Origin of the sequence: Ralstonia sp. UBA689 (assembly GCF_002298975.1) — a bacterium.
In the GTDB taxonomy this organism is placed as follows: domain Bacteria; phylum Pseudomonadota; class Gammaproteobacteria; order Burkholderiales; family Burkholderiaceae; genus Ralstonia.
The window spans coordinates 190,357-216,309 of the sequence record NZ_DBMV01000001.1 but is presented as its reverse complement, the minus strand read 5'-3'; the positions used below and the strand labels follow the sequence as shown (position 1 = coordinate 216,309).

General features: G+C 64.2%; 23 protein-coding genes and 1 tRNA gene. 16 read left to right on the top strand and 8 right to left on the bottom strand.

Going from position 1 to position 25,953, the window contains the following annotated elements; genetic code table 11:
* The first annotated feature begins 76 nt into the window (after nucleotides 1-76).
* From B4F51_RS01115 to B4F51_RS01075, 9 genes are read left to right on the top strand one after another with little or no spacing between them, the layout of a single operon-like run.
* Nucleotides 77-1,051 carry a LysR substrate-binding domain-containing protein gene (locus B4F51_RS01115; RefSeq protein WP_296223250.1) on the top strand — a complete coding sequence of 325 codons (975 nt, stop codon included), beginning with the start codon at nucleotides 77-79 and terminating at the stop codon, nucleotides 1,049-1,051.
* Nucleotides 1,048-2,559: a flavin-containing monooxygenase gene (locus B4F51_RS01110; protein ID WP_296223249.1), complete on the top strand. Its 1,512-nt coding sequence runs from the start codon at nucleotides 1,048-1,050 to the stop codon at nucleotides 2,557-2,559. The genes B4F51_RS01115 and B4F51_RS01110 overlap by 4 nt, the downstream gene beginning before the upstream one ends.
* Nucleotides 2,556-3,539, top strand: a complete 984-nt coding sequence (locus B4F51_RS01105; RefSeq protein ID WP_296223248.1) for an ABC transporter permease — start codon at nucleotides 2,556-2,558, stop codon at nucleotides 3,537-3,539. Before B4F51_RS01110 ends, B4F51_RS01105 begins: the two co-directional genes overlap by 4 nt.
* Nucleotides 3,536-4,474, top strand: coding sequence for an ABC transporter permease (locus tag B4F51_RS01100; protein WP_296223247.1), 939 nt, complete (start codon nucleotides 3,536-3,538; stop codon nucleotides 4,472-4,474). The genes B4F51_RS01105 and B4F51_RS01100 overlap by 4 nt, the downstream gene beginning before the upstream one ends.
* Nucleotides 4,471-5,484, top strand: a complete 1,014-nt coding sequence (locus B4F51_RS01095) for an ABC transporter ATP-binding protein (protein ID WP_296223246.1) — start codon at nucleotides 4,471-4,473, stop codon at nucleotides 5,482-5,484. Before B4F51_RS01100 ends, B4F51_RS01095 begins: the two co-directional genes overlap by 4 nt.
* Nucleotides 5,481-6,482 carry an ABC transporter ATP-binding protein gene (locus B4F51_RS01090; protein ID WP_296223245.1) on the top strand — a complete coding sequence of 334 codons (1,002 nt, stop codon included), beginning with the start codon at nucleotides 5,481-5,483 and terminating at the stop codon, nucleotides 6,480-6,482. The genes B4F51_RS01095 and B4F51_RS01090 overlap by 4 nt, the downstream gene beginning before the upstream one ends.
* 30 nt (nucleotides 6,483-6,512) lie before the next feature.
* Nucleotides 6,513-8,081, top strand: a complete 1,569-nt coding sequence (locus B4F51_RS01085; RefSeq protein WP_296223244.1) for an ABC transporter substrate-binding protein — start codon at nucleotides 6,513-6,515, stop codon at nucleotides 8,079-8,081.
* A 5-nt stretch (nucleotides 8,082-8,086) separates the two neighbouring features.
* Nucleotides 8,087-9,967, top strand: coding sequence for an acyl-CoA thioester hydrolase/BAAT C-terminal domain-containing protein (locus tag B4F51_RS01080; RefSeq protein WP_296223243.1), 1,881 nt, complete (start codon nucleotides 8,087-8,089; stop codon nucleotides 9,965-9,967).
* A complete protein-coding gene (locus tag B4F51_RS01075) occupies nucleotides 9,964-10,554 on the top strand; it encodes a peroxidase-related enzyme (RefSeq protein ID WP_296223242.1) in 591 nt (196 codons plus the stop codon). The genes B4F51_RS01080 and B4F51_RS01075 overlap by 4 nt, the downstream gene beginning before the upstream one ends.
* Nucleotides 10,555-10,934: 380 nt before the next feature.
* Here B4F51_RS01075 and B4F51_RS01070 read toward each other — a convergent pair whose 3' ends face one another.
* Nucleotides 10,935-13,232 carry a xanthine dehydrogenase family protein molybdopterin-binding subunit gene (locus B4F51_RS01070; protein WP_296223241.1) on the bottom strand — a complete coding sequence of 766 codons (2,298 nt, stop codon included), beginning with the start codon at nucleotides 13,230-13,232 and terminating at the stop codon, nucleotides 10,935-10,937.
* Nucleotides 13,229-13,696, bottom strand: a complete 468-nt coding sequence (locus B4F51_RS01065; protein ID WP_296223240.1) for a (2Fe-2S)-binding protein — start codon at nucleotides 13,694-13,696, stop codon at nucleotides 13,229-13,231. Before B4F51_RS01065 ends, B4F51_RS01070 begins: the two co-directional genes overlap by 4 nt.
* Before the next feature lie 211 nt (nucleotides 13,697-13,907).
* On the opposite strand from B4F51_RS01065, the gene B4F51_RS01060 reads away from it, so the two are divergent.
* The 3 genes from B4F51_RS01060 (at nucleotide 13,908) to B4F51_RS01050 (ending at nucleotide 16,782) form a co-directional block, all read left to right on the top strand.
* A tRNA-Ser gene (locus B4F51_RS01060) sits at nucleotides 13,908-13,998 on the top strand.
* Nucleotides 13,999-14,142: 144 nt separating this feature from the next.
* Nucleotides 14,143-15,378 carry a tyrosine-type recombinase/integrase gene (locus tag B4F51_RS01055; RefSeq protein ID WP_296223239.1) on the top strand — a complete coding sequence of 412 codons (1,236 nt, stop codon included), beginning with the start codon at nucleotides 14,143-14,145 and terminating at the stop codon, nucleotides 15,376-15,378.
* A gap of 432 nt (nucleotides 15,379-15,810) precedes the next feature.
* Complete coding sequence (locus B4F51_RS01050) at nucleotides 15,811-16,782, top strand: hypothetical protein (protein ID WP_296223238.1); 972 nt, start codon at nucleotides 15,811-15,813, stop codon at nucleotides 16,780-16,782.
* A gap of 773 nt (nucleotides 16,783-17,555) precedes the next feature.
* On the opposite strand, the gene B4F51_RS01045 is transcribed toward B4F51_RS01050, so the two are convergent.
* Together B4F51_RS01045 and B4F51_RS24595 are read right to left on the bottom strand one after the other, a co-directional pair.
* Nucleotides 17,556-17,906 (bottom strand): T6SS effector amidase Tae4 family protein, encoded by a 351-nt coding sequence (locus B4F51_RS01045; RefSeq protein WP_296223237.1) that lies wholly within the window; start codon nucleotides 17,904-17,906, stop codon nucleotides 17,556-17,558.
* Entirely contained in the window at nucleotides 17,809-18,174 is a 366-nt protein-coding gene (locus B4F51_RS24595) for a PAAR domain-containing protein (protein WP_414706656.1), read from the bottom strand. The genes B4F51_RS01045 and B4F51_RS24595 overlap by 98 nt, the downstream gene beginning before the upstream one ends.
* Nucleotides 18,175-18,559: 385 nt before the next feature.
* Between B4F51_RS24595 and B4F51_RS01035 the strand changes: the two genes are divergently transcribed.
* A complete protein-coding gene (locus B4F51_RS01035) occupies nucleotides 18,560-19,498 on the top strand; it encodes an SOS response-associated peptidase family protein (RefSeq protein WP_296223236.1) in 939 nt (312 codons plus the stop codon).
* A gap of 43 nt (nucleotides 19,499-19,541) precedes the next feature.
* On the opposite strand, the gene B4F51_RS01030 is transcribed toward B4F51_RS01035, so the two are convergent.
* The 4 genes from B4F51_RS01030 to B4F51_RS01015 form a co-directional block, all read right to left on the bottom strand.
* A complete protein-coding gene (locus B4F51_RS01030; RefSeq protein ID WP_296223235.1) occupies nucleotides 19,542-19,961 on the bottom strand; it encodes a type II toxin-antitoxin system HicB family antitoxin in 420 nt (139 codons plus the stop codon).
* A gap of 64 nt (nucleotides 19,962-20,025) precedes the next feature.
* On the bottom strand, nucleotides 20,026-20,211 hold the full coding sequence (locus tag B4F51_RS01025; protein ID WP_296223234.1) for a type II toxin-antitoxin system HicA family toxin: 186 nt from the start codon (nucleotides 20,209-20,211) through the stop codon (nucleotides 20,026-20,028).
* An 87-nt stretch (nucleotides 20,212-20,298) separates the two neighbouring features.
* Nucleotides 20,299-21,345, bottom strand: coding sequence for a phage portal protein (locus B4F51_RS01020; RefSeq protein WP_296223233.1), 1,047 nt, complete (start codon nucleotides 21,343-21,345; stop codon nucleotides 20,299-20,301).
* Entirely contained in the window at nucleotides 21,342-23,129 is a 1,788-nt protein-coding gene (locus B4F51_RS01015; RefSeq protein WP_296223232.1) for a terminase ATPase subunit family protein, read from the bottom strand. Before B4F51_RS01015 ends, B4F51_RS01020 begins: the two co-directional genes overlap by 4 nt.
* A 141-nt stretch (nucleotides 23,130-23,270) precedes the next feature.
* Between B4F51_RS01015 and B4F51_RS01010 the strand changes: the two genes are divergently transcribed.
* Genes B4F51_RS01010 through B4F51_RS01000 form a run of 3 tightly spaced genes read left to right on the top strand, consistent with a single transcriptional unit; the run spans nucleotide 23,271 to nucleotide 25,901 of the window.
* A complete protein-coding gene (locus tag B4F51_RS01010; protein WP_296223466.1) occupies nucleotides 23,271-24,101 on the top strand; it encodes a GPO family capsid scaffolding protein in 831 nt (276 codons plus the stop codon).
* A 43-nt stretch (nucleotides 24,102-24,144) separates the two neighbouring features.
* The gene (locus tag B4F51_RS01005; protein WP_296223231.1) at nucleotides 24,145-25,182 is read left to right on the top strand and encodes a phage major capsid protein, P2 family; all 1,038 of its coding nucleotides are present in this window, start codon (nucleotides 24,145-24,147) and stop codon (nucleotides 25,180-25,182) included.
* The gene (locus B4F51_RS01000; RefSeq protein ID WP_296223230.1) at nucleotides 25,179-25,901 is read left to right on the top strand and encodes a terminase endonuclease subunit; all 723 of its coding nucleotides are present in this window, start codon (nucleotides 25,179-25,181) and stop codon (nucleotides 25,899-25,901) included. The genes B4F51_RS01005 and B4F51_RS01000 overlap by 4 nt, the downstream gene beginning before the upstream one ends.
* Nucleotides 25,902-25,953: the final 52 nt, after the last annotated feature.

The window sequence follows — 25,953 nt, the reverse complement described above, 5'->3', positions numbered from 1 at the left end:
AAATACTATTTGGAATTCGCATACTGCCTCTAACAGAATGCATGAACCACATGCATGACTTGGATCAATCAGGCAGATGGAACTCCGACAACTCGAAGCATTTGCTGCCGTCATGTCGACAGGCAGCGTCACTGCGGCGGGCAAGCTGCTGGGCCGTTCGCAGCCTGCCATCAGCCGGCTCATCCAGGATCTGGAAGCCGAAATCGGCTATGCCCTCTTCACGCGCGCGGGGCCCCGCGTCTCGCCCACCGAGCAGGGTTTCCTGCTGTATGAAGACGTTGAACATACCCTGATCAGTCTGCGGGAGATCCGTACGCGCGCCGAAGAAATCGCCCGTGGCGAAGCGCGTCCGCTGCGTCTGGCGGCCACCTCGGCGCTGGCTGCGGGGCTTTTGCCTGCCGCGCTGGCCGATCAGCCTGACCTCGCCCAGCACATCCAGATTCGCAGCGCCTCGCCCGAGCAGGTCGTGCACGCGGTGCTCACAGGCGCCGCCGACTTGGGGCTCGCCAGCCTGCCGCTCGAGCATCGCGGCGTGACGGTGCATTGGATTGGCGAATCGGCCTGCGTGGCTGCCGTGCAGGAGAGCGACCCGCTGGCCGCCTGCAAACGTGTGGCGCTGGCCGATTGCGCGGGGCGTCGCATCGTCACGATGCACAACCCGTACCGCCTGCGCCGTCGCCTGGATCAGGCGCTGGCCAAGGCCGGCGTGACGCCCACCTTGCTGATCGAGACCAACGCCTCGTTCAACGCGCTCACCGCCGTGCGCGCCGGCTTGGGTGTGGCGCTGCTGGAGCCGGTCACGGCTTACGGCGTGCCGATCGAGGGCGTGACCGTGCGGCCGATCGACGCCGAGATTCCATTCTTCTTCGGCGTGATCACGCCCGAGGCCAAGCGGCCCGCGCCCGCCGTGACTGCGCTGATCGATGCGCTCTCCCGCGCCGCGCAGCGCCTGCTGCCCGACTGCAAGCTGCACGACCCCGCACGTCACGCCAGCATGCTGCAGGTGCTGTACGGCGAACCACTCAACGAAACCGAAGGCGCGTCCGCATGACCGCTCTCCAACAAGACAACGCGGTGCAGGCCAATGGCCTCGCGGCGCTGGAAGCCCGTTTGCGCCAGGACCTTGCCTGGCTGGAGCTGCCCGCCAAATCCTGGACGCTACCGCACGTGCTGGAAGACCAGCTGGTGCTGGACGTGGCCATCATTGGGGGCGGCATGGCTGGCCTGGCGGCAGCGGCATCACTCAAGCATCTCGGCATCGGCGCCGTCGTGTTCGATCGCGCGCCCATCGGCTTCGAAGGCCCGTGGGCTACAACCGCGCGCATGGAAACCCTGCGCTCACCCAAGCAGTTGACCGGCCCCGCGCTGGGCCTGCCCGCACTGACCTTCCGCGCGTGGTTCGAGGCGCAGTTCGGCGCCGATGCGTGGGAGGTGCTCGACAAGATCCCGCGTCTGCAATGGATGGACTACCTGCGCTGGTATCGCCATGTGTTGCAGATTGACGTGCGCAACGAGCACCACGTGAAGGCGATCCATCCGCGCAAGGATGGCGCCGTCGAACTCGTGATCGACGTGCCGGGCCAGCCAACGCAGCGCGTGTTCGCGCGCCGCGTGGTGCTTGCCACCGGCCGCGATGGCCTGGGCGGACCTTCGGTGCCCGAGTTCGCGCGCCGGCTGCCACGCCGCTGGTGGGCACATTCGTCCGACGAGATGGATTACGGCACGCTTGCGGCCAAGCGCGTGGGCGTGATCGGCGCAGGCGCCTCGGCGATGGATTCAGCGGCGACCGCGCTGGAGGCCGGCGCCGCGAGCGTCGACCTGCTGATCCGCCGCCCCGACCTGCCGCGCGTGAACAAGGGCAAGGGCGCAGGCAGTCCCGGCTTGGTGCACGGCCACCTGCACCTGCCTGATGCGTGGAAATGGCGCATCCGCCATTACATCAACGTCGAGCAAGTGCCCCCGCCGCGCGGCAGCACGCTGCGCGTATCGCAGCATCCGAACGCGAGCTTCAACCTCGGCTGCGGCATCCTGGGCGTGGACGAGCATGACGGCGTGCTGCATGTGGCGACGACCAAAGGCGTCTTCCAACTCGATTTCCTGATCTTCTCCACGGGCTTCCGCACCGACTGGGCGGCGCGCCCCGAATTCAGCGCGCTGGCGCCGCACGTGCGCCAATGGCGCGACCGCTACACGCCCCGCCCCGGCGAGGAAGACGCCGAACTGAGCGATTCACCCGACCTCGGCCCCACGTTCGAATTCCGCGAGAAAACGCCAGGAGCACTGCCCGGCCTCTCACGCGTGCACTGCTTCTGCTATCCGGCCTCGCTCACGCACGGCAGCGTGTCGGGCGACATCCCGGCCATCAGCGAAGGTGCGAAGCGGCTGGCGCAAGGCATTGCCGGCCTGCTGTACCAGGAAGACATCGAAGACCACTACGCCGCCATCCAGGCCTATGCAGAGCCGGAAATCTTCGGAGACGAATGGACGCCCGCCCCACCGATCGGCTTAGAAGCGGGCGTGGAAGCGGAAAGCGTGTCCAGCCAGGAGGCCGCACGATGACGAGCTGGCTCCTCCGCCGCATCGGCCAGGCGCTGCTGGTGGTGCTGGTGATGACGGTGATCGTCTTCGTGGGCCTGCACGCCATCGGCAACCCGGTCGATATCCTGATCGGCCAGGACGTAGACCAGATCGAGCGCGCCCGCATCATTGCCGAGCTGGGCCTGGACAAGCCGCTGTGGCAGCAGTACCTGGCCTTTCTCGAAGGCGCGCTGCACGGCAACCTGGGCAAGAGCTTCGTCTACAACGAGCCGGCCATCCAGCTCATCCTGCAACGCCTGCCGGCCACGCTGGAGCTGGCCTTTGCGGCGCTCATCATCGCGGTGGTGATTGGGGTGCCGTTGGGGCTGTTCGCGGGGCTGTACCCGAACCATCCGGTGTCGCGCTTGCTGATGACAGGCAGCGTGGTGGGCTTCTCACTGCCGACGTTCTGGGTGGGGCTGATGCTGATCATGGCCTTCAGCGTAAGCCTGGGCTGGCTGCCGGCCAGCGGGCGTGGCGAGACTGCGCGCCTGTTCGGCATCGAATGGTCGTGGCTGACGGTCGATGGCTTGCGGCACCTGGTGCTGCCAGCGGTCAACCTGTCGCTATTCAAGCTCTCGCTGGTGCTGCGGCTGACGTCAGCCGGCGTGCGCGAGGTGCTGCCGATGGATTTCGTGAAATTTGCGCGCGCCAAGGGGCTGTCGCCGCTGCGCGTGGTGCTGGCGCACGTGCTGCGCAATACGCTGATCCCGCTGGTGACGGTTCTGGGGCTGGAACTGGGCTCGACCATCGCCTTTGCGGTGGTGACGGAGAGCATCTTCGCGTGGCCCGGCGCGGGCAAGCTGATCCTGGACAGCATCAATTCGCTGGATCGCCCAGTCATCGTCTCGTACCTCATCGTCGTGGTGTGCCTGTTCGTGTCGCTCAACCTGATCGTCGACATCCTGTATCGCCTGCTGGACCCGCGCGTGCGCGCGGCGGATAACGCGGAGGCGGTATGAACACGACCTCGCAAACCGCGGTGGCTGCGGCTCAAGCGACGGCCGCGCCGGCGCCACGCAAGCAGTCGCCCTGGCGGCGTGTGGCGGTGGATTTTCTGGCGTCCAAGTCAGCCATCTTCGGGCTGGTCGTCGTTGTGCTGCTGATGGCGGCTGCGCTGGCCGCACCGTGGATCACGCCACAGAACCCGTACGACCTGATGCAGCTCGACGTGCTGGATTCACGCCTGACGCCCGGCTCGCCCAACGGCTTGGGTACGTTCACGTACTGGCTCGGCACCGACGGCCAGGGGCGTGACCTCTACTCCGGCATCCTCTACGGCCTGCGCATCAGTCTGGGCGTGGGCATCGGCTCGGCGGCGGTCGCTGCTGTCATTGGCACATTGCTCGGGCTGATTGCCGCGTACGCGGGTGGCAAGGTCGACAGCGTGATCATGCGCGCGGTCGATCTGCTGCTGTCGTTTCCATCCGTGCTGGTGGCGATGATGATCCTCGCCTACCTCGGCAAGAGCATCACCAACGTCGTGCTGACGCTGGTGCTGCTGGAGTGGGCGTATTACGCGCGCACGGTACGCGGGCAAGCGCTGGTCGAGCGCCGGCGTGAGTATGTGGAAGCCGCGCGCTCGCTCGCGCTGCCGGGCTGGCGCATCGCGCTCAAGCACATCCTGCCGAACTGCCTGCCGCCGCTGATCGTCGTGGGCACCTTGCAGGTGGCGCGCGCGATCACGCTGGAGGCGACGCTCTCCTTCCTGGGCCTGGGCGTGCCGATTACCGAGCCGTCTTTGGGCCTGCTGATTGCCAATGGATACCAATACATGCTGTCTGGCCAGTACTGGATCAGTTTCTATCCGGGCATCGCGCTGCTGCTGGCGCTGGTGGCCATCAACCTGGTGGGCGACCGCCTGCGCGAAGTGCTGAACCCGAGGACGCAACGATGAGCGCGTCCGCGAACCTGACGCTGGAGGTGCGCAACCTGCGCACGCAATTCCTCACGCGCGACGGTGTGCTGCCTGCGGTGGACGACGTGTCGTTCTCGCTCGCACGCGGCCGCATCCTTGGGCTCGTCGGTGAATCGGGCTCGGGAAAATCCGTGACCGGCTTCTCGATCATGGGCCTGGTTGACCCGCCTGGCCGCGTGACCGGCGGAGAGATCCTCTACCAGGGCCGCGATCTCACAAAGCTGCCCGCGCGCGAACTCCGCAAGCTGCAGGGCAACCGCATCGCCATGGTCTTCCAAGACCCGATGATGACGCTCAACCCCGTGCTGCGCATCGACGCCCAAATGATCGAGGCCGTGCGCGCACACAGCGGCATGAGCCACACGCAAGCCCGTGAGCACGCCCGCGACACGCTCGGCCTGATGGGAATTCCCAGCCCGGAGGAGCGCCTGCGCGCCTATCCGCATCAACTGTCCGGCGGCATGCGCCAGCGCGTGGCGATTGCCATTGCGATGCTGCATCGGCCCGACCTGATCATTGCCGACGAGCCGACCACCGCGCTGGACGTGACCATTCAGGCGCAGATCCTGTCGGAGGTGCAGAAGCTCGCGCGCCAGCACGGCACTGCGCTGATCTGGATTACGCATGATCTGTCCGTCGTCGCCGGTCTGGCTGATGAGGTGGCCGTGATGTACGCGGGCCGCATCGTCGAGCATGGCCCGGTCGACGCCGTGCTTGATGCGCCACTGCACCCGTACACGATGGGCCTGATCGACAGCCTGCCGAGCGAGAACCGCCGTGGCCAGCGCCTGCGCCAAATTCCGGGCATGACGCCGAATCTGCTGTCGCTGCCGGCCGGCTGCGCGTTTGCGGCGCGCTGCCCACGTGCATCCGAGGCGTGCAGTGTGCGTCCGGAGCTCACGCAGCCAAACGCCGGCCGCCTCGTGCGTTGTTTCCATCCAGGCACGTTGCCGGCTGCAGGAATCGACAACCAGCGGGAGGTCGCATGAGCACGCCGCTGGTCGAACTCAAGCAGATCAGCAAGCGCTTCGGCGATCGCAAGATCGGCGCGGGCGGACGCGTGCTGCAACGCCTCGGCCTGGCGCAACCGCCCGCCGTGGTGCGCGCTGTCGATGGCATCGATTTGGCGATCCGGCCGGGCGAAGTTGTCGGCCTGGTGGGGGAATCAGGCTGCGGTAAATCCACGCTCGGCCGCATTGCCGCAGGGCTGATGCCGCCATCCGACGGTGAGGTGCGCGTCGATGGCAAGGCCGTCGAGACGCTCTCCGCCGCCGAAGCCCGCGATGCCCGATTGAAGATTCAGATGATCTTCCAGGACCCATACGCCAGCCTCAACCCGCGCCTGCGCGTGGAAGAGATCATCGGCGAGGCGGCGCGCGTGCACGGCCTGACCGACCGCGCCAACTTTGCCGACTACGTGGCCGCGCAGATGCAGCGCGCTGGCCTGGACCCCGCACTGCGAGACCGCTATCCGCACCAGTTCAGCGGCGGCCAGCGGCAGCGCATCGGCATTGCACGCGCGCTGGCGGTGCAGCCGTCGATGCTCGTCTGCGACGAGGCGGTGGCGGCGCTGGACGTGTCGATTCAGGCGCAGATCCTGAACCAGTTCATGGACCTGCGCGAGCAACTCAACCTGACCTACCTGTTCATCAGCCACGACCTGGGCGTGGTGGAGCACCTGTCGGATCGCGTGGTCATCATGTACCTCGGCCGCGTGGTGGAATCGGCTCCGGCCGAGGAAGTCTTCCGCCGCCAGAACCACCCGTACACGCAGACGCTGCTGGCGGAAATTCCGCGCCTGTCGGCCCGGCACAAGACGTTCACGGCCATTCAGGGCGAAATGCCCAGCCCGCTGAACCCGCCGACCGGCTGCCATTTCCACCCGCGCTGTCCGCACGCCATGCCGCGCTGCAAGACCGAGGCCCCCACCTTGCGTGGCATTGCGGTCAATCATGTCAGCGCCTGTCATCTGAACGATCTTCAATAAGCCAACGAAACAACAACTAAGGGAACAACCGTGAAACGCCTCCTCGCCTCTTCGCTTGCCGTTGCCCTGTTTGCCGCCGCCGGTACTGTCAGCGCGCAGACACTGAACATCGGCTTTGCCGATCCGCTGTCGTCGCTGGACCCGCAACTGAACAACCACGCCGGCGACCGCTCGACCGACGTGCACTTCTGGGATTTGCTGGTCGAAAACAAGTGGAACAAGCTGCAGCCCGGCCTGGCGCTGTCGTGGAAGACGCTGGATCCGAAGACGTGGGAATTCAAGCTGCGCCCCAATGTGAAATGGCAGGATGGCCAGCCTTTCACCGCCGATGACGTCATCTTCTCGTACCAGCGCGCGCGCAGCGTGCCGGGCAGCGTGGCGACATTCGCGGGCTACCTGCGCACCGTGGAATCCGTTACGGCCAAAGACCCGCTCACGCTCATCATCAAGACGAATATCCCGAACCCGGACCTGCCGCTGAATCTGGCCTCCGTGCACATCGTCAGCAAGCACGTAGGCGAGAAGTCCACCACCGAGGACTACAACGCCGGCCGCGCCGTGGTGGGCACCGGCCCCTACAAGTTCGTCTCGTATGTGCCGGGCGACCGCGTGGTGATGGCGCGCAACGATGGCTACTGGGGCGGCAAGCAAGCCTGGGAGAAGGTCAACTACCGCTACATCAACAACGCCGCCGCGCGCACGGCCAACCTGCTATCGGGCGAGGTGGACGTGATCGACAAGGTGTCGGTGTCGGACCTCGCGCGCCTGCGCCAGTCTCCCAACGTGAAGGTGTTCGCCTACCCCGGCCTGCGCGTGATGCTGCTGCAGCCGAGCTTCCGCAAGGGGCCGAACGAATACATCACGGGCAATGACGGCAAGCCGCTGCCGAACAACCCGCTGCTGGACGTGCGTGTGCGGCAGGCGCTGTCGCTGGCCATCGACCGCAAGGCGATTGTCGACCGCATCCTGCAAGGCGCGGCCACCGTCGCCAACCAGTGGATGCCCGCCGACACCTACGGCTACAACCCCGACGTGAAGGACATCGCTTACGACCCGGCGCAAGCGAAGAAGCTGCTGGCTGATGCGGGCTTCCCGCAGGGCTTCAACCTGGTGATGCATGTGCCGAACGACCGCTACCTGCAAGGCCCGGAGACTGCCCAGGCCGTGGCGCAATTCTGGACGCGCATCGGCGTGAAGGCCAAGGTGGAAGTGGTGCCCTGGTCGGTCTACTCGGGCCGCGCCAACAAGAATGACTACGCGATGAGCATGCTGGCCTGGGGCAACGGCACCGGCGAAGCGAGTTACGCGCTGGTCAACGTGCTGGCCACGGTCGATACCAAGAAGGGCCTGGGCGCATCGAACTGGGGCCACTACAGCAATGCGGCCGTGGACAACGCGCTGAACGCCTCCACCGAGGAGTTCAACGTCGAAAAGCGCGCGGCCATCCTGCGCCACTCGGTCAAGCTGGTCTCCGACGATGTGGGCGTGATGCCGCTGTACCACTACCAGAACGTGTGGGCCGCCAAGAAGGGCCTGAAGGTGACGCCGATGACGAGCGATCGCACGGCAGCCCAAATGGTCACCAAGGACGGCAAGTAAGCGCCATGGAAACGTTCGTGCTCAGCGTTACGCCGGCGGATGACCTGATCGACGTGTCGCGCAGCATCGTCGTGACGGGGCTCACGCCCGGCGCACAGGTCGGCATCGTGGCGCAAACGCGTCGTGGCAACGGTGTGCTGTGGCACAGCCGCGCCGCGTTCGTTGCCGATGCGCGAGGCACCGTCGACCTGACGCGCGACGCCCCCGTCTCAGGTGACTACACCAGCGTGAGCGCGATGGGCCTCGTCTGGAGCCAGCGCCCGGAAGACGGGAAGGCGCGCGAGGTGTTTCCGCTGCCCGTGACAGAACCGCTGACGACCACGCTCACAGCCACGGCCAACGGCGAGTCGGTCCATGCACGCTTCGTGCAACGGCTGGCCGCACCGGGTGTGACGCGCTACGAGGTGCGCGACGAGGGACTGGTCGGCACGCTGTATCTGCCGGACGCGTATGCGCACCCTGGCCCGCGCCCGGCGGTGCTGATCCTCAACGGCTCGGGCGGCGGCATCAACGAACCGCGCGCGGCGCTGTACGCCTCGCATGGCTATGCGGCGTTTGCGCTGGCGTATTTCAAGGCGCCGGGGCTGTCGGACTACATTTCCAACACGCCGCTGGAGTATTTCGAGCGCGCGCTCACCTGGCTGCGCCGGCGCGTCGAGCCGCTGCACGACTTTGTTGCGGTGAGCGGCCAGTCGCGCGGCGGCGAGCTGGCGTTGCTGCTGGGCGCGACGTTCCCGGAAGCCGTATCCGCCGTGATCGGCTACGTGCCGGGCGCCGTCGTGCACAGCGCGCAGAATGCCGCCGACCCGGCCATCGGGCGCGAAGGCCCGACGTGGCTGTATCGCGGCCAGCCGCTGCCGCATCTGTGGGAAGGCAACCGCACGGCCACCTGGGCGCCGTTTGACGAAGGTCCCGCGCCGCACCGGCACGAGCGCGCCATCCGCACCGCGCTGCAGGACGCCGATGCCGTGGCGCGCGCCCGCATCCGCGTCGAGCGCACGCGTGGGCCCATCCTGTTGCTCTCCGCCACCGATGACGGCTCCTGGCCCTCAGGCGACTACTCACGCATGGTCACCGCCAAGCTGGCCGAGGTACGCCACCCCTACCCCGTGCAGCATTTCGACTACGAAGGTGCCGGCCACGCCATCGTCTTCCCTTACGTGCCGACCACGCAGCTCGTTTATGCGCACCCGGTGTCGGGCCGCATCAGCACAGGCGGCGGCGAGCCGCGTGCCAACGCCCGCGCCGATGCCCAATCGTGGGCGGCAGTCCGCCGTTTCCTCGCCGGTGCGGTGGCTGCGCGCGGCGCATCCGTACCCGATTCTCGGAGCCTTTCATCGATGGATTTCACGCCTGCCCAAGATGGGGTCGACCAGGTTGCTGGTCTGGACGACAGCAGTGCCACGCACGCGCTTCGCCATGCTCGCGAGAAGGTCGCAACCGCCACACAAGGCAGCTACGACGCGCTGTTCGACGCGTCCCTGCCCGGCCTCACGCTCGGCGAGCGGCTGCTCGTGGCGCTGTATGCCTGCCGCCTGACGCCAGCGCCTGAGTTGGCCAAGCACTATCGCGCGCGACTGGCGGAAACACCGGTCGACGCTGCAGTCCTGCAAGCCATCGACCGCGGCGATGTGGACACGCTGCCCGACGCACGCCTGCGCGCCATCCTCACCTTCACGCGCACGCTGATCGAGCGCCCGATTGAAGGCGACCGCGATGCGCTGCTGCGCTTGCCCGCTGCGGGACTCGCCACGGCGGACGTCGTCACGCTCGCGCAACTCATCGCCTTCCTGTCGTATCAGACGCGGCTGGTGGCCGGCCTGCGCGCACTGCGCGAAGCCGCCGATGCCAGCGCCCCCACCGCCTCCACGGAGACCGCAGCATGACCGAGATCATCCGCGCCCACGGCTTCACCAACGAATCGCTGGAGTGGAAGGCGTGGCTCGACGTGGTCGATCTCGACCGCGCCACGCCTGAGCAGATCACCGTGCTGGAAGAGAGCCACCCCAAAGCGAAGACATCGGATTACTACCGCTTCCTGGTGCACCAGCCGGAGATCCTGCGCCAGCGCTCGGCGGCGTTCAACGCGATCATGTATGCGCCGGGCGGCCTGTCGCGCGCCGAGCGTGAACTCGCCAGCGCGGTCGTCTCGCGCGTGAACGGCTGCGTGTATTGCGCGTCCGTGCATGCTCAGCGCTTCGAGCAGCTCGCCAAGCGCAACGACGTCATCAAGCAGGTCTTTGAAGACCCGCATACCGCTGGCACGAATGCGCGCGAACGTGCCATTGCGTTGTTCTCGCTCGACCTGACGCTGCGTCCCGGCGACGTGCGTGCCGAAGACCTGCAGCCGCTCAAAGCCGCGGGGCTGACGGATGCGGAAATCCTGGACCTGGTCCACGCCGTTGCCATCTTTGCGTGGGCCAATCGGTTGATGCTGAACCTGGGCGAGCCGGTGTTTCCGGATGCGGGCTGAGTCGCTCACTAACACCAAAGACCAAAGAAAAAGCCGCAGGCCCGTGCAGGGTGTGCGGCTTTTCTCATTTGGTAATCCGTTGATCATTGATGCCGGTGGTCCATCCTCGGCTTCGTCCCCTGCCGGGGCCGACTCACTTTCTTTGTCTTGCCAAAGAAAGTAAGCAAAGAAAAGCGCGCCCGATGCGGCGACCCCCTCCTTGAATTTCTGTGACCGGCCGGAGAAGGAGGCAAACTCGCTTTGCTCAAACAGGCCTCCTTCCTTTATCCGCCCGCTCACAGAAATTCAAGGCGCCGCATAGGGCAGGAAAGTCAGAAGCCAAACCGTCTGGGCGCGTGCGATGGCGTCAAAGCGAGTGCCGGCGGATCGCAGACAAGTCTTTATGCGATCGGCAGTTGCCGCACCGGCTTGCCGGTCAACTGCGCCACGGCGTGCGCCACGGCCGGGGCGATCGGCGGCACGCCAATCTCGCCCACGCCGCTGGGCTCCGCTGTGCTGGGCACGATGTGCGTTTCGATGACGGGCGCCTCGGCCATCTTGAGCGCCGGGTAGTCGGAAAAGTTCGACTGCACGACCTGCCCATCCTTGATCTCGATCCGCCCATACAGCACAGCCGTCAAGCCGAAGATGACCGCACTCTCGATCTGCTGGGCGACGATGCCCGGGTTGATGACCGTGCCGCAATCGACAGCGCACACAACGCGATGTACACGCGGCTTGCCGTCCTGCAACGACACCTCCACCACCTGCGCGACCACCGAGCCGAAGCTCGGGTGCAGCGCCAGCCCACGCGCACGCGGTGCGCCGTCGGCAGTAGGCGCCAGCGGCTGTCCCCAACCGGCCGCCTGCGCTGCCGTGTCGAGCACCTTCAGCTCACGCGGATGCGCGCGCAGCAAATCACGCCGCATCGCCAGCGGGTCAAGCTTGGCCGCGGTTGCCACGTCATTGAGGAAGCCCTCCATGAAGAACCCGTTGTACGAATGCCCGACGCTGCGCCAGAACCCAACGGGAACCGGCAGATCGACCGCCAGATGCGCGATGTGCTCGTGCTCGATCTCATACGGCAGGTCAAACAGCCCCTCGGCGGTGTAGCGATCAATGCCTGCCGACGGTGCGCCGAACAGGCGGTCCAGCTCGCCCGCCAGGATGGATTGGCCAGCGCTGCGTGAGGCGATCGCCGTGATCTTGCCGTTCTCGACACGCGCCTTCAGCCGTGCAATGGCGTGCGGACGATAGAAATCATGGCGGACATCGTCTTCGCGCGACCAGATGACTTGCACCGGCTTGCCCTCGGTCTTGGTGGCGATGGTGACCGCTTGACCGATGAAATCCGATTCCAGGCGCCGCCCGAAACCGCCGCCGATCAGCGGAATGTCGATGTGGACCTTGTCACCACTCACGCCAGCCGCGCGTGCCGCGACCAGTTGCGCCAGCGTGGCGACCTGCGTGGGCGCCCACAGGTGCACGCCGTCCTGCGTCACTTGTGCCGTGCAGTTGATCGGCTCCATGGCCGTGTGGGCGAGATACGGGGCGGTGTATTCGGCCTCCACAAGGGTGGCGCCGTCGGCCTTGTCGAAAGCCTTCAGGCCGTCGCCCAGTGAGCGGTAGGTGAAGCCGCTCTTGTCGCTGTCGAGCGCGCTGATCAGTTGCTGGCGGATGCCGGCGGAGTCGAGCGTGGCGTGCGGGCCGTTGTCCCACACCGGCTCGAGCATCGCCAGCGCCTGATGCGCCTGCCAGTAGTGATCGGCCACCACCGCCACGCCGGGCGCACCGCCTGCCGTGCCCTCGAACGGCACCACGTAGCGCACCCCCGGCATGCCAAGCGCCGCCTTCGACTGGAAGGTCTTGAGCTTGCCGCCGAAGACCGGGCACATCACGACGGCGGCGTACAGCATCCCGGGCGGGCGCGCATCGATCGAAAAGCGCGCGCTGCCGTCGGTCTTGGCGGCCAGATCATTGCGCGGCGCCGGTTTGCCGATCAGTTGATACTGCGAGGCCGGCTTGAGCACGACGTTGGACGGCGCCCCGATGCCACGCGCGGTCTTCGCCATCGCGCCAAACGAGGCCTGCTTGCCGCCCGGACCGATCAGTTGGCCCTCGCGCACGCTCACCTGCGCGGCCGGCACGTTCCATTCGCGCGCGGCGGCTTCCACCAGCGCGGCACGCGCCGTGGCAGCGGCTTCGCGCACGGGCTGCCAGCCGTCGGCCACGCTGCTGCTGCCGCCAGTGATGATGAGGCCGATCTCGCGCGCGCTCTTCGCCATGATCCAATGCAGCGCGCGGGCCCAGGCCTTGTCCGCGCTGTCCGGATGCAGCGGCAGCGAGCTGTCGCCCATGGCGACCACGTTGCCGTAGATGCGTTCCACCGGCGAGGTTTCGATGCTCACCCGCGCCAGCGGAATGTCCAACTCTTCCGCTGCCAGCATCGACAGCGCGGTATGGATACCCTGCCCCATCTCAACACGCGGCATGGCAAGCACGACGTTGCCTTCGGGGGTGATCTTGATCCACCCGTTCAGGGCGATCTCGCCGGCATGTTCGGGAAACGCTGATGGATCGCCCACGCGGCTACGCGGCGGCATGACGCCCCAGCCCACCACCAGCGCGCCGCCCACGGCGAGCGCGCCCAACAGAAAACGGCGTCGCCCGCTGCGCGGTTTGGTTGCCTTGGCGTTCATGCGCGGCCCTCCCGCAGCGCCTTGGCGGCACGCTTGATGGCCACGCGCACGCGCGGATACGTGCCGCAACGGCAGATGTTGGTGATGGCGGCGTCGATATCGGCGTCGCTCGGGTCAGGCTGCCGGGCCAGCAAGTCCGCTGCTGCCATTAGCATGCCCGACTGGCAGTAGCCGCATTGCGGCACCTGCTCGTCCACCCAGGCCTGCTGCAGCGCATGGCGCTTGCCATCGCCGCCGGCCAACCCCTCGATTGTGGTGACGTGCTTGCCAGCCACCGCCGCCACCGGCAGCACGCATGACCGCACGGCCGCTCCGTCAAGATGTACGGTGCATGCACCGCAAGCCGCGACGCCGCAACCGAACTTGGTGCCGGTGAGGTTCAGGTGATCGCGCAGCACCCATAGAAGGGGTGTGGCCGGGTCGCAGTCGACGCTGACTGGTCGGTGGTTGACGTCCAGGTCCATGAAGGGGGCCTCCTTGTCATTTGTATTTTTGCTGGCAAAGCGTACGTTCAAACGGCTGGGGGCGGCAATAGTAGTACTTCTCGATCCGCGGGCAAATGCGACCGCCCCTTGCACCATGCATGACTCCAGAAATGCGCTATCGCGCCCTTTCCCCGGGGATGAGCGCTGGGGCTTGGCGTGCCTGCACGGTGTGCTACAATCGCGGGCTTCCGGAGAGATGGATGAGTGGTTTAAGTCGCACGCCTGGAAAGCGTGTATAGGTTAATAGCCTATCGGGGGTTCGAATCCCCCTCTCTCCGCCAGGATTCATTCTCAGCGACTCTCGCTGACTCTCAGACGCTCTCGCAATCCCCGCTAGATAGCGGGTTTCGTGGGTAATAGCGTTCTTGCCTCGTCTCAGGGCCTCCCAAATAATCCCACCCTCAATTGTGGGTAGGATTGTGGGTATGGCTTCCTCCAGACAGATTCACCGCCTCAATGCTCTGCGCGTCGCCAAACTGCTGACGCCTGGCTACCACGCCGACGGCGGCGGCCTGTATCTCCAGATTTCCGATAGTGGCTCGCGGTCGTGGATCTACCGCTACTCGCTGGCCAAGCGTGCGCGCGAGATGGGCCTCGGCCCGTTGTCGGCCATCTCGCTGGCGGAGGCCCGAGCCGAGGCCGCGCGGTGCCGCAAGCTGGTGGCACTCGGCATTGATCCCATCGAGGAGCGCAAAGAGCGTCAGCGCGCCGCCGAAGCTACCCCCAATTCGATGCTTTTCCGCGACGCCGCGCGGACCTACATCGAGTCGCAGCGCGAAGGCTGGAAGAACGCGAAACACGCCCAGCAATGGGAGAACACGCTCACCACCTACGCCTACCCCATCATGGGCGACGTCGACGTCCGCGACGTGGACACGGCCATGGTCCTGCGCGTGCTGCAGCCGATCTGGACGAAGAAGGCCGAGACGGCCAGCCGGGTGCGCGGGCGCATCGAGTGCGTGCTCGACGCGGCCAAGGTGCTGGGCAAGCGATCGGGCGAGAATCCCGCGCGCTGGCGCGGCCACCTGGACAAGCTGCTACCCAAGCGCGAGCGGTCCAAGAAGGTGAAGCACCACCCCGCCCTTCCCTGGCAACAGATTCCCGAGTTCATGCCGCAGCTCACGGCGCGCGACGCGCCGGCGGCCCGCGTGCTGCATCTGCTGATCCTGACGTGCGTACGCACGACCGAAGCACTGCATGCGCGGCCGGAAGAGTTCGACCTGGAGCGCCGCGTGTGGACTGTGCCGCCCGACCGCATGAAGATGGAAAAGGAGCTGCGCGTGCCGCTCTGCGTCGACGCCGTGCGCCTGGTGCAGGAAGCGAAGAAGACGGCGGACGGCTACCTGTTCCCTGGCCAGAAGAAAGGCAAGCCCCTGTCGAACATGGCCATGCTGAACATGCTCGACCGCATGGGCTACTGCGACATCACGGTGCACGGCTTCCGCTCGACGTTCCGCGACTGGGTAGCCGAATGCACCGAATACCCCGACTCGCTGGCAGAGATGGCCCTCGCGCACGCCGTGGAAAACAAGGTGGAAGGCGCCTACCGCCGAGGCGACATGCTGGAGCGCCGGCGGAAGATGATGGAAGACTGGGCCAGGTACTGCAGCGGCCGGACGGGCGTTGTGGTGCAGCTCAGGGATGACCAGGCTGCAGCGTAACGTCGGGCTGCCAGGTGCACCGTGGCAACAGCATGAGAGTGCGGGCATTCGCCGGCCGGCCTGGCAGAGGTGCGCCGCCCCGCCCGCTCCAGTTGACCATCGGGAAAAGGTAATCTCGGTAATCCCTCATGCCGCTTCGGCCGCAAACCGTTGTGGGACTAGGCTTTGCAGGTCATCGAGCAAAGGTAATTTCTTGGTAACCTATAGGTAATCTCATTACCTTTGTAGAGAGTCACCTCTCGCCTTGTTCGAACCTATAAGAATCAAGGACTTACGTTGAGATTACCTTTTCGATTACCGAACATTACCTTCTAGGGGTAATCCGAAAAGCGGTGTTAAATCAAACAGATACGTTGCTTTTTTGGGTGGGATTACGGAAATTACCTTTTTCCGATGCTATTCCCAACAACATGACAACGAAGTGGGGTAGTAGTGAACGTTCTGGATCACGAACCGCAAGGCTGGTATTTGCTTAAAGACGAATGGGGCCTGTACCTGGACGTCAACTGCAACCACAGCTTTGCTGGTTACAGCTTCATGATGCGGCTCGACTTCGATGAGGCCACGAAATACCTGCGGCAAGGGCGGCGCTATTTGAACCAGTTGGCACAGGCTGTTCAGAAGTCAGCGCCGGGGATATCTGGAAGTCAGTCCCCTTACAAAGACCGGATGGCTCCGTCCGATGTGAACGCGAGGGCCAACGACGCTATCCGGCAATGGCAAGCTGCAAACGCGCAACCAGCAAACGAAGCAGCCGAACCAGCGCAGGCAAATGGAGACGAGATGCCAGCGGTCCTCACCGCCGCGCCTGATAAACGGCCACAATCATCAATCGGAGCACTGACAATAACGCTTTGGCTGCTCTCCATTGGGTTCTACGTCGCATCCCTTACGCAGACAGCGCTCTCCACGTACTCCTTTCCAATGTCCGGCTTCTTCGTTTTGACGTTGGGCTGGATATCCGCCTTCGACAGAGTTAACTTTGCCTGGCTAGCAAACTTTGCCTTCGTTATCTGCCTCATCGAAATCCCCTCACGCAATCCTGCGGACTGGAGGTTTGCCGCACGCGCGAGTATCGCTGCAGTATTGCTCTCGCTGGATACAGTCAGGTTCACCGCCACCATGATTGATGAAAGCGGACAATTGGCAACGATTCGGGGATATGGATGGGGCGCCGCCTTGTGGATCATGGCCCTGTGTTTGGCCATGGCGGCAATTGGTTCTCGCTATTCGGATGCACCCGAAAAGGATATAGACGGCACCTTTGATGGTGCGCTGTTGCGACCTATTGGACTGGCGCTATTTGTTGTCGTCGTTGCGGCTTCCGCATACTGGTCGAAGCAAGTGCCCCACGAGTACACCCCCGGCGGCGAACGTATCGTTTTTGTCCGCGAGCACTATTGAGCCACGCGGTTGACGGCCAATGCAAACATGGAGATCCTCCATTGCAGTGGCTGAGTGCATAAATCTGCATAGGTCCACCGAGGCTGCGACGACCTTGCCTAGCCTTGCTGGTAGCCGCTTCAAGCCATCTATGCAGCCGCATAAGAATCACTCGATGAAGCGCGCAGGTGAGGCGGGGTCCCAACCGCGCGCGCCCGGGTGACGGGCGGCCCTCCCCCCCCACAGGGAAGACCCACCAGACTGCGCCAGGGACCCGTGGAGGCGCGTTCAGGTGCTCGGGGGCACCGCGTGGCTGCGCAGCCGCGAAGCGCCCGCAGGGCATCGCAGATGCGGCCGGAGCCATGTTTGCAACGTCGATATTGACGGGCGCACCTCCGCCATTGACACAGTCTGCAGAGAGTGGCGCCGCGCCAAGCGCCCTCGCCAGATGCGACGGTCCTACCGCGTGCCCATAAAAAAAGCCCCGGATAGTCCGGGGCCTCTTCTGGTGTCGCTGTAACGCTATCGGGCGTCCACCATAACGCCAATCGCCTGCCCGTCCGATTGTCATCGCCTCTCTGACTGCTTGGCCTGACGACTCTTGGCCGCCACCCAACCGATAGCCGCCAACAGCAGCCCGGCAACTAAGCCGCAACGCAAGGCAAACATCAGTGCACGCGTACCGCATGCATCACCGCATTCGACGGTTCCGGCCGGCAGAGCAACATAAAGCGCGAGAAGCCCCCCGCCCAATGCCCCAACGACAAATAGGAGCATGGCGGCTAGCGCCACCTTCATGCCACCCCCCAGAAGAGGATCTGTTTGGCGTCTGCAAGATTGGAATACAGATTTTCAGGCCCCACGCCGATGACCGACAGAGGATTCCATACCTTGCTTATGCCGAACGTAAACCGAAGGGTCGTTTCCGAGCTTGGCGTAAGGCGGTCTCCATTCCACAAATCGATGTGATCCCCCGTCGGAGTCTTTTCCTTTAGGTTGCGCCTCCAATAACTGCCAAAGAAGATGATTCCCGTTCTTCCTTTCGCCTTATCCTGCCAATCGGCTCCGGTAATCACTTCTGGAGACGGACAGCCGGCGAAAGGGCGGCGCAGAAGCCATTCGGCCACTTCCTTCGCTCGAAGCATATGGCTGTGAGGGTGTCCATGGAACCAACATGTTGCAACCGCACAGCACGATGTCACCGTCTGCCGCAGTCTCGCCCATGAAATCAATGCGCCTCGGCCCTCCTGCCTTCGCTATCACCCCGGTACTCTTGCACGCCCTACAGTAGGCCTGCCCACCAATAAGAGCGACTTGATGGCCAGCATCGCCCATGGTGAAGACCGGACCGGCGTAAGGCATTATTTCGCCGCCGCGTTCCAGGCTGTCACCAACAACAGCAATTCGACGCATCATGCTCTCAACTCCCTATGCCGATTCTTTTGTAGTCGCATTCAAAGACAAAGCGCTCCGCGCATGCGCCGAATGTGCACGATCATAGCCCCGCCCCCCGCGCACAATTGCAAAACATCTGTCAGTGCACAGGCAGCACCACATGCTCGCGACACTTACGCACGTGGTGCTCAGTCATGCGCCGACTCTTGTGGCCTAGCAGGTCTTGTGCGTGCGCCCGCTCCTCTGTGTCGGGGGCAGCCTTAGCGCGAATGTTATGAAGCGGGCAACTTACGCCGGCCTTGACCGAGATGGTTGCGAAGATGAAAGCGCAGCAGCCACCGGGCGACCGAAGGTAAAGCGCCTCGCGGCGTATGATGAGACACCCCGCCAGGAGGCCGCGCCCATGTGCTACTCCGCCCAAATCGAAGCCGACTATCGACGGTTCGTACACGAGTACGGCGCCATCATGTCGCTGGACGAATTCACGCGCATGGTGGTCGAGTACTTCGACAACCCTAAGATGCGGGTGCCCAAGGCAATGACCGCGCATTTCCTCGAATCGCCCGAGACTCACGAAGAAAAGAAGATCGCCGAGGTCATCCGCGCGCGCATGGCGGCAGACGAGATCGCGCTGCTGCAGGAGCTGGCCAAGCAGACCGAACGGCTGGAGAAAGCCCAGCAGAGCCTCGCCACCAAGGCCACCAAGAAAGCCGCCGAAGACGTCCGCATCGCCACCAACAAGATCGCGGCCGCCAAAGGCAAACTCGAAGAACTGAAGAGCACGGAGCTCAAGCCGCGCGACTCGCGCATCTACCCCGGCTGGTACGCGCCAGTGATGGTCATGGAGAACGGCCGGCGCGTCGTCAAGCCGATGCGCTACCAGTGCCGCCCCGCCGGCAAGCCCGCGTTCTACGACGAACAGTACCCCGGCACCTACAACGCCCGCCGCGACAACCTGCGCGGCTTCTGGAAAGGCCAGTACGGCCACACACACGGCCTGGTCCTGGTCGACGCGTTCTACGAGAACGTAACTGGGCCAGACGGCAAAAACGTCATCCTCGAATTCCGCCCCGACCCTCCGCAGACGCTGCTTGTCGCCTGCGTGTGGTCACACTGGCGTGCGACCAAGCCCGGCGAGAAGGATCTGCTGTCGTTCGCCATCATCACCGACGATCCGCCGCCGGAGATTGCCGAGGCGGGGCACGACCGCTGCCCGGTTCCGATCAAGCCGGAGAACATCGACGCATGGCTCAACCCAGCGCCGCGCGAGCTGGCGGCAATGGACGAAATTCTCGATGATCGCCCGGCGCTGTATTTCCGGCACAAGGTCGCAGGCCCATAAAAAAAGGGCAGCCGTAGCTGCCCCATATCTGTATAGCGTGGCGTTACACCACTCGAACGTCAAGCCGCTTTCCGAGCGCGGCAAGCGCTGATTCCACGGCTTCAATCTTCGACGCATGGCCGAACTTAAACAACCGATCGACCTGCACCTGGTTGACGTTAAGCAGGCGCGCCAAATCGGCCTTGCGCACTTTCCGGGCCACCATCTCGTTGGCCAGCAACACCTTGGCCGTCACAAGCGCGGGCAGCGTGACCACTTTCTGGCCACGCTTAGGTTTCGACGGCATCGGGATCAGCCGCTTCTCATCGAAATAGACTTCTAGCGCCGCCTCCAAAGCGTCCAAGCCTTGAACAAGCGCATCCGCCTCGTCATCGCCGGCGGTAATCGCCTCTGGCACGTCGGGAAACGTAACCAGCAGCGTGCCGTTCGTGTCGGGCGTCAGTTTGACGGGGTATGACAACATTTCCACTCCATTGGCGCGGGGTCATGAACCGCGAGGGAACTGCGGCCCGAAAGCCGCAGTTCTGTTACTTCAAACCGAGTTGCTTCTTAATCGCTTCGACCAACCCTTTACCGATCTCTTTGCTGCCGTGATCGGGAAAGATCGTGGTCTTGCCATTGACCGTCACCCGGTAGTGGCTGGAGCCGCTTCGGTGCTTCTCAAACGTTGCACCTTGCTCCTTCAACCACCTGCGAAACTCGCTGTATTTCATGACCTCCCTTGTTTGTCGCGATGGGGATAAATATACAACACATATGTTGTATCCGCAATCCAACTTCGCAACATAAATGTTGTATTTCTATGAGGCATTGGATTCATCGAGCACATACGGCCCAAACCTAACCACCTCCTCCCCCACCCACTCATTAATCGCCAACAGCCGATCCTGCAGCGGCTTGACCTCATTCCGCGCGAACACTAGCGCAGCCTTCTCCACATCCCCAAAGCCCCCAGTGTTCGACGGAATGATCCCCATGAGCTGGGGCGGCACCCGATGCGCCGCGAGCTGGTCGTCGCGCGTCACGTTTTTGATGTTCCAGAACTCATCCTTCGCCGCCACCTCTGACACCGGCAGAATCTGAATCCCCTCCTTCTTGCCGCCTGGCGCATACATGAACAGGTTGCGGAAGTTGCCAGGCCCCTTGGCCTGCTTAATCTTTTCCCGCAAATCATCAACATCTTCCTGCTTGTGCGCGGCGTCGGTCATGTACAGGATGAACCCGGCGTGTGAGCCGTTCTTGTAATACCGCCGGCGGAACAGCGTTGCAGACTCATTCAGCCACGTTGCATTCAGCGACGACAGATATTCCGGCAACCCATACACCTCCTGGTTAATGTCCGGCTCCTGTAAATGGAAAATCGTGCCGTGAGCAAACTCGTGCGTCTCCTTCCATCCCTGCACAAAGTAGTACGTCGACAAGTCCACGCCTCGCCGCATGTACTTGGCCATCGCCGGCACCAGGCCCATGCTGGAACCCGCTAGGCTCAGTCGGTTCTCCAGATACCCGTTGCCAAACACCTGCCAGTCCAGAACAAGCCGCTCGAACGCCGCACGCGACAACAACGGGTGCGGAATGAACGTACTCACCAGGATATTGCGCTTCACATAGATCGCCGAGCTGTGATGCACCGCCGCGCGGAAGGACCGCGCCAAGCCATCTAACGGCAGTGGCGGCTCGAACCACTTCCCCGAGCGCATGCACTCCACGTAATCGAGCAGCTCGCGCCGGTCGAGTACCTCCGTGGGATCGCCAAACGAAAAGACCTCCGGGCGGGCCGCCTGGTCGTTGAGGTGCGAGACGGGCGTCGCTGCGCCGGCGGCCAGCCGATTCTTCTTGCGGCTCATGAAAACTCCATAAAGCTGGTATTGGTCGAGGTCGCGCCTTCGAGGGGTTCGTACGAAAGCGCATGCATGCAGGCCCACGCCAGGTCGGCATGGCTGGTTTCCTCCGAGCGCCCCGCCTGATAGGTGACGCGCGCGCCGGAGGCGGTAACGGTTTTCTTTATCGACATGAACGACGCGGCAAAGTCCGTCCAACCGGCGTCGAATTCCAGCCGGCCCTTGCTGATGACGTCGTACGCCTTCAGCACCAGGTTCGTCTTCACATCCACGGAATACGAGAAGCCGTGCGCATCCGGCCTTGTCTTCGTCACGAGCTGGTAGACGGCGTCGCCAACGCCCGTGCGGTCGATCCCAATAAAGGCGACGTTGTAGCGAGAGCACACCCGCAAGATGGCGTTCGCCTGATCTTCAAAGTCGATGCCCTTAAACTGGTGTTTCTCCAGCACGCGGAACTTGCCATCGGGCACCGCCGGCGGCGCAAGCACCACAATCGCAGCGCTGTCACCAGTTGGCCCGCCCCCGTTGGGGTCGTACCCCAGCCACACCTCCCGAGTGCCGAACGGACGCGGCGCAAACGGCCGGAAGTCCACCCACTCCTCCCAGCTATCAACCATCCCGCGCGACAGCATCGACAGCGGAAAAACCGACGCCGTGTCATCCACAAACTGACACATCAGCAAGTTCGCGTAGTCCGGCTCGCTGTACTCCAAGCGAAGTTGGTCCAGGTCGAACAGATTGCAGCCGCCGCGCAGCGCATCCTCCACCGTCACGATCTGGCGCCACTGCCCATCCGCGCAGCGCAGGCCATCGCGCAGCGCCGCATGGCTCACGTCGATCTTGACCTGCCTGTCCTTCGCCTTCCCCCGGTTGAACAGCGCGCCCGACCAGAACGGATAGGCGTCATGCGCCAGGCTGGAAGGCGTCGAGAAATACGTCTGCCGCCAGTGCTTGTGGATCGCCATCCCAGAGGCGACCTTGCGCAGCTCCTGGAAGCGCGGCACCCAGAAGTACTCGTCGAAATACAGGTTGCCGTGATAGCTCTGCGCCGTGCGCGCGTTCGTGCCCAGGAAGTACAGCGTGGCGCCGTTCGGCAGCACGATGGGATCGCCCTTCAGCTCGACGCCGGCCGCGTCCTTGGCGAACTGCACCATGTACTGCTTAAACACGTGCGCCTGCGCCTTGCTGGCGGAAAGGAAGATCTGATTGCGCCCCGTCGTCAGCGCATCAATCAGCGCTTCACGCGCGAAATACCAGGTCGCCCCAATCTGGCGTGACTTCAAGATGTTGCGAATCCGCTCCGCCTCGCCCGCTCGGTGCCACACCTCCTGATACCCAAACAGTGAATCGCGGAAGGCCTCCTGCAACTGCTCCTGCTCTTCAGGGCTCATCGCATTGCGCTCCGCCTTCTTGCGCGGCCCCGCATTGCGGTTCGCCACCTTCGGGTTGAGGTCGGTCTCGTTGCCGCCATCGCGGTAGCGCTCGCGCCGTGCGACGTTGTTGAGCTGGCGGTTCAGCAGGTCGATCTCTTTGAAGTCCCGCCCCTCCTTCTGCTCCTTCGTCACCAGGCGCATCAAGCGCTCTTCAATCGTCAGCGCCACGCGTTCATCCGGCGTCGTGTCCGCCCATGCATCGCGGCGCTTCCAACTGTGCACCGTGACCGGCTTCACCTTGAGCATTTCCGCGATGCGCGCCACGCGGTAGCCCTGCCAATAGAGCGAACGCGCCACGCGGCGCGGGTCCATTTCCGGGTCGATTGAGAGAGAAGCGATAGGCGGCAACGTAGTCATGCCGCAACGCTACCGGCCGCGCGCGCGCGTGCCACGCGCTGCCTGTTGTCGCGCCGGTTCGCACAACACCAACGCGTTGCCCGCGCGATGCACGGCGCTGAAGATGACAGCACCAACGAACCCCAGACCAACGAGGACAACATGGGCACCAAGGCCAACAGGTTCTTCCGCATCGCCACCGAAGGCGCCACCAGCGACGGCCGCATCATTGATCGCAACATGCTCGTGCAGATGGCGAAGAACTACGACCCGAAGACGTACTCCGCGCGCATCAACATGGAGCACATCCGCGGCTATTCGCCGGCCGGCCCGTTCAAGGCCTACGGCGATGTCATTGCACTGAAGGCGGAAGAGCACGACGGCAAGATGGGCCTGTACGCACAGCTCGACCCCACCGATGAACTCGTCGCACTCACCAAGGCACGGCAGAAGATTTTTTCGTCGATGGAAGTGCAGCCGAGCTTCGCCGACACCAAAGAGGCCTACCTGGTCGGCCTGGCTGTCACCGACAACCCCGCAAGCCTGGGCTGTGAAGTGCTGCAGTTCAGCGCCACCGCCAAGGTCAACCCGCTCGCGGCGCGCAAGCAAGACCCCGACAACGTCTTCACCGAAGCCGTGGAAGTCGACCTCGACTTCACCCTCGAGCAGCCCAGCGCCACCGCAGGCCTAGCCGACAGCATCAAGCGCCTGTTCTCGCGGCAGGCCAAAGCCGAGACCGGCAACGATGCCCGCTTCTCCGACGTGCAGGACGCCGTGCAGACCATCGCCACTCAGGTGCAGTCGCTGGGCGACCAGTTCACCGCAGGCCTCAACACGATCAACAACCAGTTGGCCGAGTTCAAGGCCCAAGCCGACGAGCGCGACAAGGCCTTCAACACCCTTAAGCAAGGCTTGGAAAACACGCCCGCCTTCAGCGCCCGGCCGCCCGCCACCGGCGGCGACGGTACCGCCGACATCAAGACCGACTGCTGACCCGGCCACCGCCGCACAACCCGACCAACACCCGGAGCACCCCATGCGTAACGATACCCGCCGCCTCTACGACGCCTACACGGCCGAAATCGCCAAACTGAATGGCGTCAGCCGCGTCGACACCAAGTTCTCGGTCAATCCGACCGTGCAGCAGCGTCTGGAAACAAAGATTCAGGAATCCAGCCAGTTCCTGTCCAAGGTGAACATCCATGGCGTCTCGGAACAGGAAGGCGAAAAGATCGGCCTGGGCGTGTCCGGCCCCATCGCCAGCACGACAGATACCACCAAGCAAGACCGCGAAACGGCGGACCTGTCGACGCTCGACGCCATCGGCTACCGCTGCGAGCAAACCAACTCGGATACCCACATCACGTACCGAAAGCTCGACGCCTGGGCCAAGTTCAAGGACTTCCAGACCCGCATCCGCGACGCCATCATCAAGCGCCAGGCACTGGACCGCATGGTCATCGGCTTCCACGGCATCAAGCGCGTGCCCACATCCGACCGTGCGACCAACCCGCTGTTGCAGGACGTCAACAAAGGCTGGCTGCAGCACATCCGTGAAGGCGCCCCGCAGCGCGTGATGACGCACGACGGCAAGAACGCAGACAAGATCGTCATCGGCGGCGACGGCTCCGCATACGAAAACCTGGATGCGCTGGTCTTCGACATGGCGGGCAACCTCATGGAGCCCTGGTACGCAGAAGACCCAGAGCTGGTCGTCGTGTGCGGCCGGGAGCTGCTGGCCGACAAGTACTTCCCCATCATCAACCAGCCCAACCGCCCGACGGACACGCTCGCGCTGGACTTGATCGTCAGCCAGAAACGCATCGGCAACCTGCCGGCCGTGCGCGTGCCCTACTTCCCGGCCAACGGCCTGCTGCTGACGCGGCTCGACAACCTGTCCATCTACTACCAGGAAGGCACCCGCCGCCGCACCATCGTCGACAACGCCAAGCGTGACCGCATCGAGAACTACGAATCCAGCAACGACGCGTATGTCGTGGAAGAGCTGGGCTGCGTGGCAATGGCTGAGAACGTCCATATCACTGGCGCAGCACCAAAGGCGGGCGAGAAATGACCAGCCCCGCCCGCAACCACTTCCTGCGGGCCTCCGCCGCCCTGGCGGCGCAGGCCGAGCAGGAAGCCAACCCGCTGCGCCACGCCAACGGCTACGAGCTGATGCTCGCGCAGCTCGCCGAGCACAAGCGCCAGCTCAAGCAGGTGCAGTCCGTCGAGCGCAAGGCGGACACCAAGCGCCGCATGCTCCCCGAGTACGCGGCCTGGGTGGAAGGCGTGCTGCAGGCCGACAGTGGCACGCAAGACGACATCTTCATGACAGTCCTCGTCTGGCGCATCGACGTGGGCGACTTCGCCGGCGCCCTGCCGCTGGCCGAATACGCCATCCGCCACAAGCTGGCGATGCCCGATCAGTACCAGCGCACCACCGCCTGCCTCATCGCAGAGGAGTTCGCCAACATGGTCTTGAAAGACCCGGCCGCCATCCAGTCGGCCGACGTTGAAGCGCTCGTCGAGGTGGAAGCGCTCGTGCGCGACCAGGACATGCCCGATGAAGTGCGCGCCAAGCTGCACAAGGCGCTCGGCTACATCATTGCGGCGGTGGCGACCGGTCACGACCAGGCCACGGCCAACGCCTGCCGCGAAGAAGCCCTCGCGCACCTGCGCCGCGCGCTGGAGCTGCACGACAAATCCGGCGTGAAGAAAGACATCGAGCGCATCGAGCGCGACATCAAGAACGCAGCCGCTGCCGGCACCAAGAATCGCACCGGCAAAAGCTGACACCGAGCGTGACCCCGCGCATCAGGCGGCACGGGGCAGTCTTCCGGCGTGC

What these genes read in the sequence shown, in the direction of transcription:
- B4F51_RS01115 (WP_296223250.1), top strand. Translation starts at nt 77, where the DNA reads ATGGAACTCCGACAACTCGAAGCATTTGCTGCCGTCATGTCGACAGGC.
- B4F51_RS01110 (WP_296223249.1), top strand. Translation starts at nt 1,048, where the DNA reads ATGACCGCTCTCCAACAAGACAACGCGGTGCAGGCCAATGGCCTCGCG.
- B4F51_RS01105 (WP_296223248.1), top strand. Translation starts at nt 2,556, where the DNA reads ATGACGAGCTGGCTCCTCCGCCGCATCGGCCAGGCGCTGCTGGTGGTG.
- B4F51_RS01100 (WP_296223247.1), top strand. Translation starts at nt 3,536, where the DNA reads ATGAACACGACCTCGCAAACCGCGGTGGCTGCGGCTCAAGCGACGGCC.
- B4F51_RS01095 (WP_296223246.1), top strand. Translation starts at nt 4,471, where the DNA reads ATGAGCGCGTCCGCGAACCTGACGCTGGAGGTGCGCAACCTGCGCACG.
- B4F51_RS01090 (WP_296223245.1), top strand. Translation starts at nt 5,481, where the DNA reads ATGAGCACGCCGCTGGTCGAACTCAAGCAGATCAGCAAGCGCTTCGGC.
- B4F51_RS01080 (WP_296223243.1), top strand. Translation starts at nt 8,087, where the DNA reads ATGGAAACGTTCGTGCTCAGCGTTACGCCGGCGGATGACCTGATCGAC.
- B4F51_RS01075 (WP_296223242.1), top strand. Translation starts at nt 9,964, where the DNA reads ATGACCGAGATCATCCGCGCCCACGGCTTCACCAACGAATCGCTGGAG.
- B4F51_RS01070 (WP_296223241.1), bottom strand. Translation starts at nt 13,232, where the DNA reads ATGAACGCCAAGGCAACCAAACCGCGCAGCGGGCGACGCCGTTTTCTG.
- B4F51_RS01065 (WP_296223240.1), bottom strand. Translation starts at nt 13,696, where the DNA reads ATGGACCTGGACGTCAACCACCGACCAGTCAGCGTCGACTGCGACCCG.
- B4F51_RS01055 (WP_296223239.1), top strand. Translation starts at nt 14,143, where the DNA reads ATGGCTTCCTCCAGACAGATTCACCGCCTCAATGCTCTGCGCGTCGCC.
- B4F51_RS01045 (WP_296223237.1), bottom strand. Translation starts at nt 17,906, where the DNA reads ATGCTTCGAGCGAAGGAAGTGGCCGAATGGCTTCTGCGCCGCCCTTTC.
- B4F51_RS24595 (WP_414706656.1), bottom strand. Translation starts at nt 18,174, where the DNA reads ATGCGTCGAATTGCTGTTGTTGGTGACAGCCTGGAACGCGGCGGCGAA.
- B4F51_RS01035 (WP_296223236.1), top strand. Translation starts at nt 18,560, where the DNA reads ATGTGCTACTCCGCCCAAATCGAAGCCGACTATCGACGGTTCGTACAC.
- B4F51_RS01030 (WP_296223235.1), bottom strand. Translation starts at nt 19,961, where the DNA reads ATGTTGTCATACCCCGTCAAACTGACGCCCGACACGAACGGCACGCTG.
- B4F51_RS01025 (WP_296223234.1), bottom strand. Translation starts at nt 20,211, where the DNA reads ATGAAATACAGCGAGTTTCGCAGGTGGTTGAAGGAGCAAGGTGCAACG.
- B4F51_RS01020 (WP_296223233.1), bottom strand. Translation starts at nt 21,345, where the DNA reads ATGAGCCGCAAGAAGAATCGGCTGGCCGCCGGCGCAGCGACGCCCGTC.
- B4F51_RS01015 (WP_296223232.1), bottom strand. Translation starts at nt 23,129, where the DNA reads ATGACTACGTTGCCGCCTATCGCTTCTCTCTCAATCGACCCGGAAATG.
- B4F51_RS01010 (WP_296223466.1), top strand. Translation starts at nt 23,271, where the DNA reads ATGGGCACCAAGGCCAACAGGTTCTTCCGCATCGCCACCGAAGGCGCC.
- B4F51_RS01005 (WP_296223231.1), top strand. Translation starts at nt 24,145, where the DNA reads ATGCGTAACGATACCCGCCGCCTCTACGACGCCTACACGGCCGAAATC.
- B4F51_RS01000 (WP_296223230.1), top strand. Translation starts at nt 25,179, where the DNA reads ATGACCAGCCCCGCCCGCAACCACTTCCTGCGGGCCTCCGCCGCCCTG.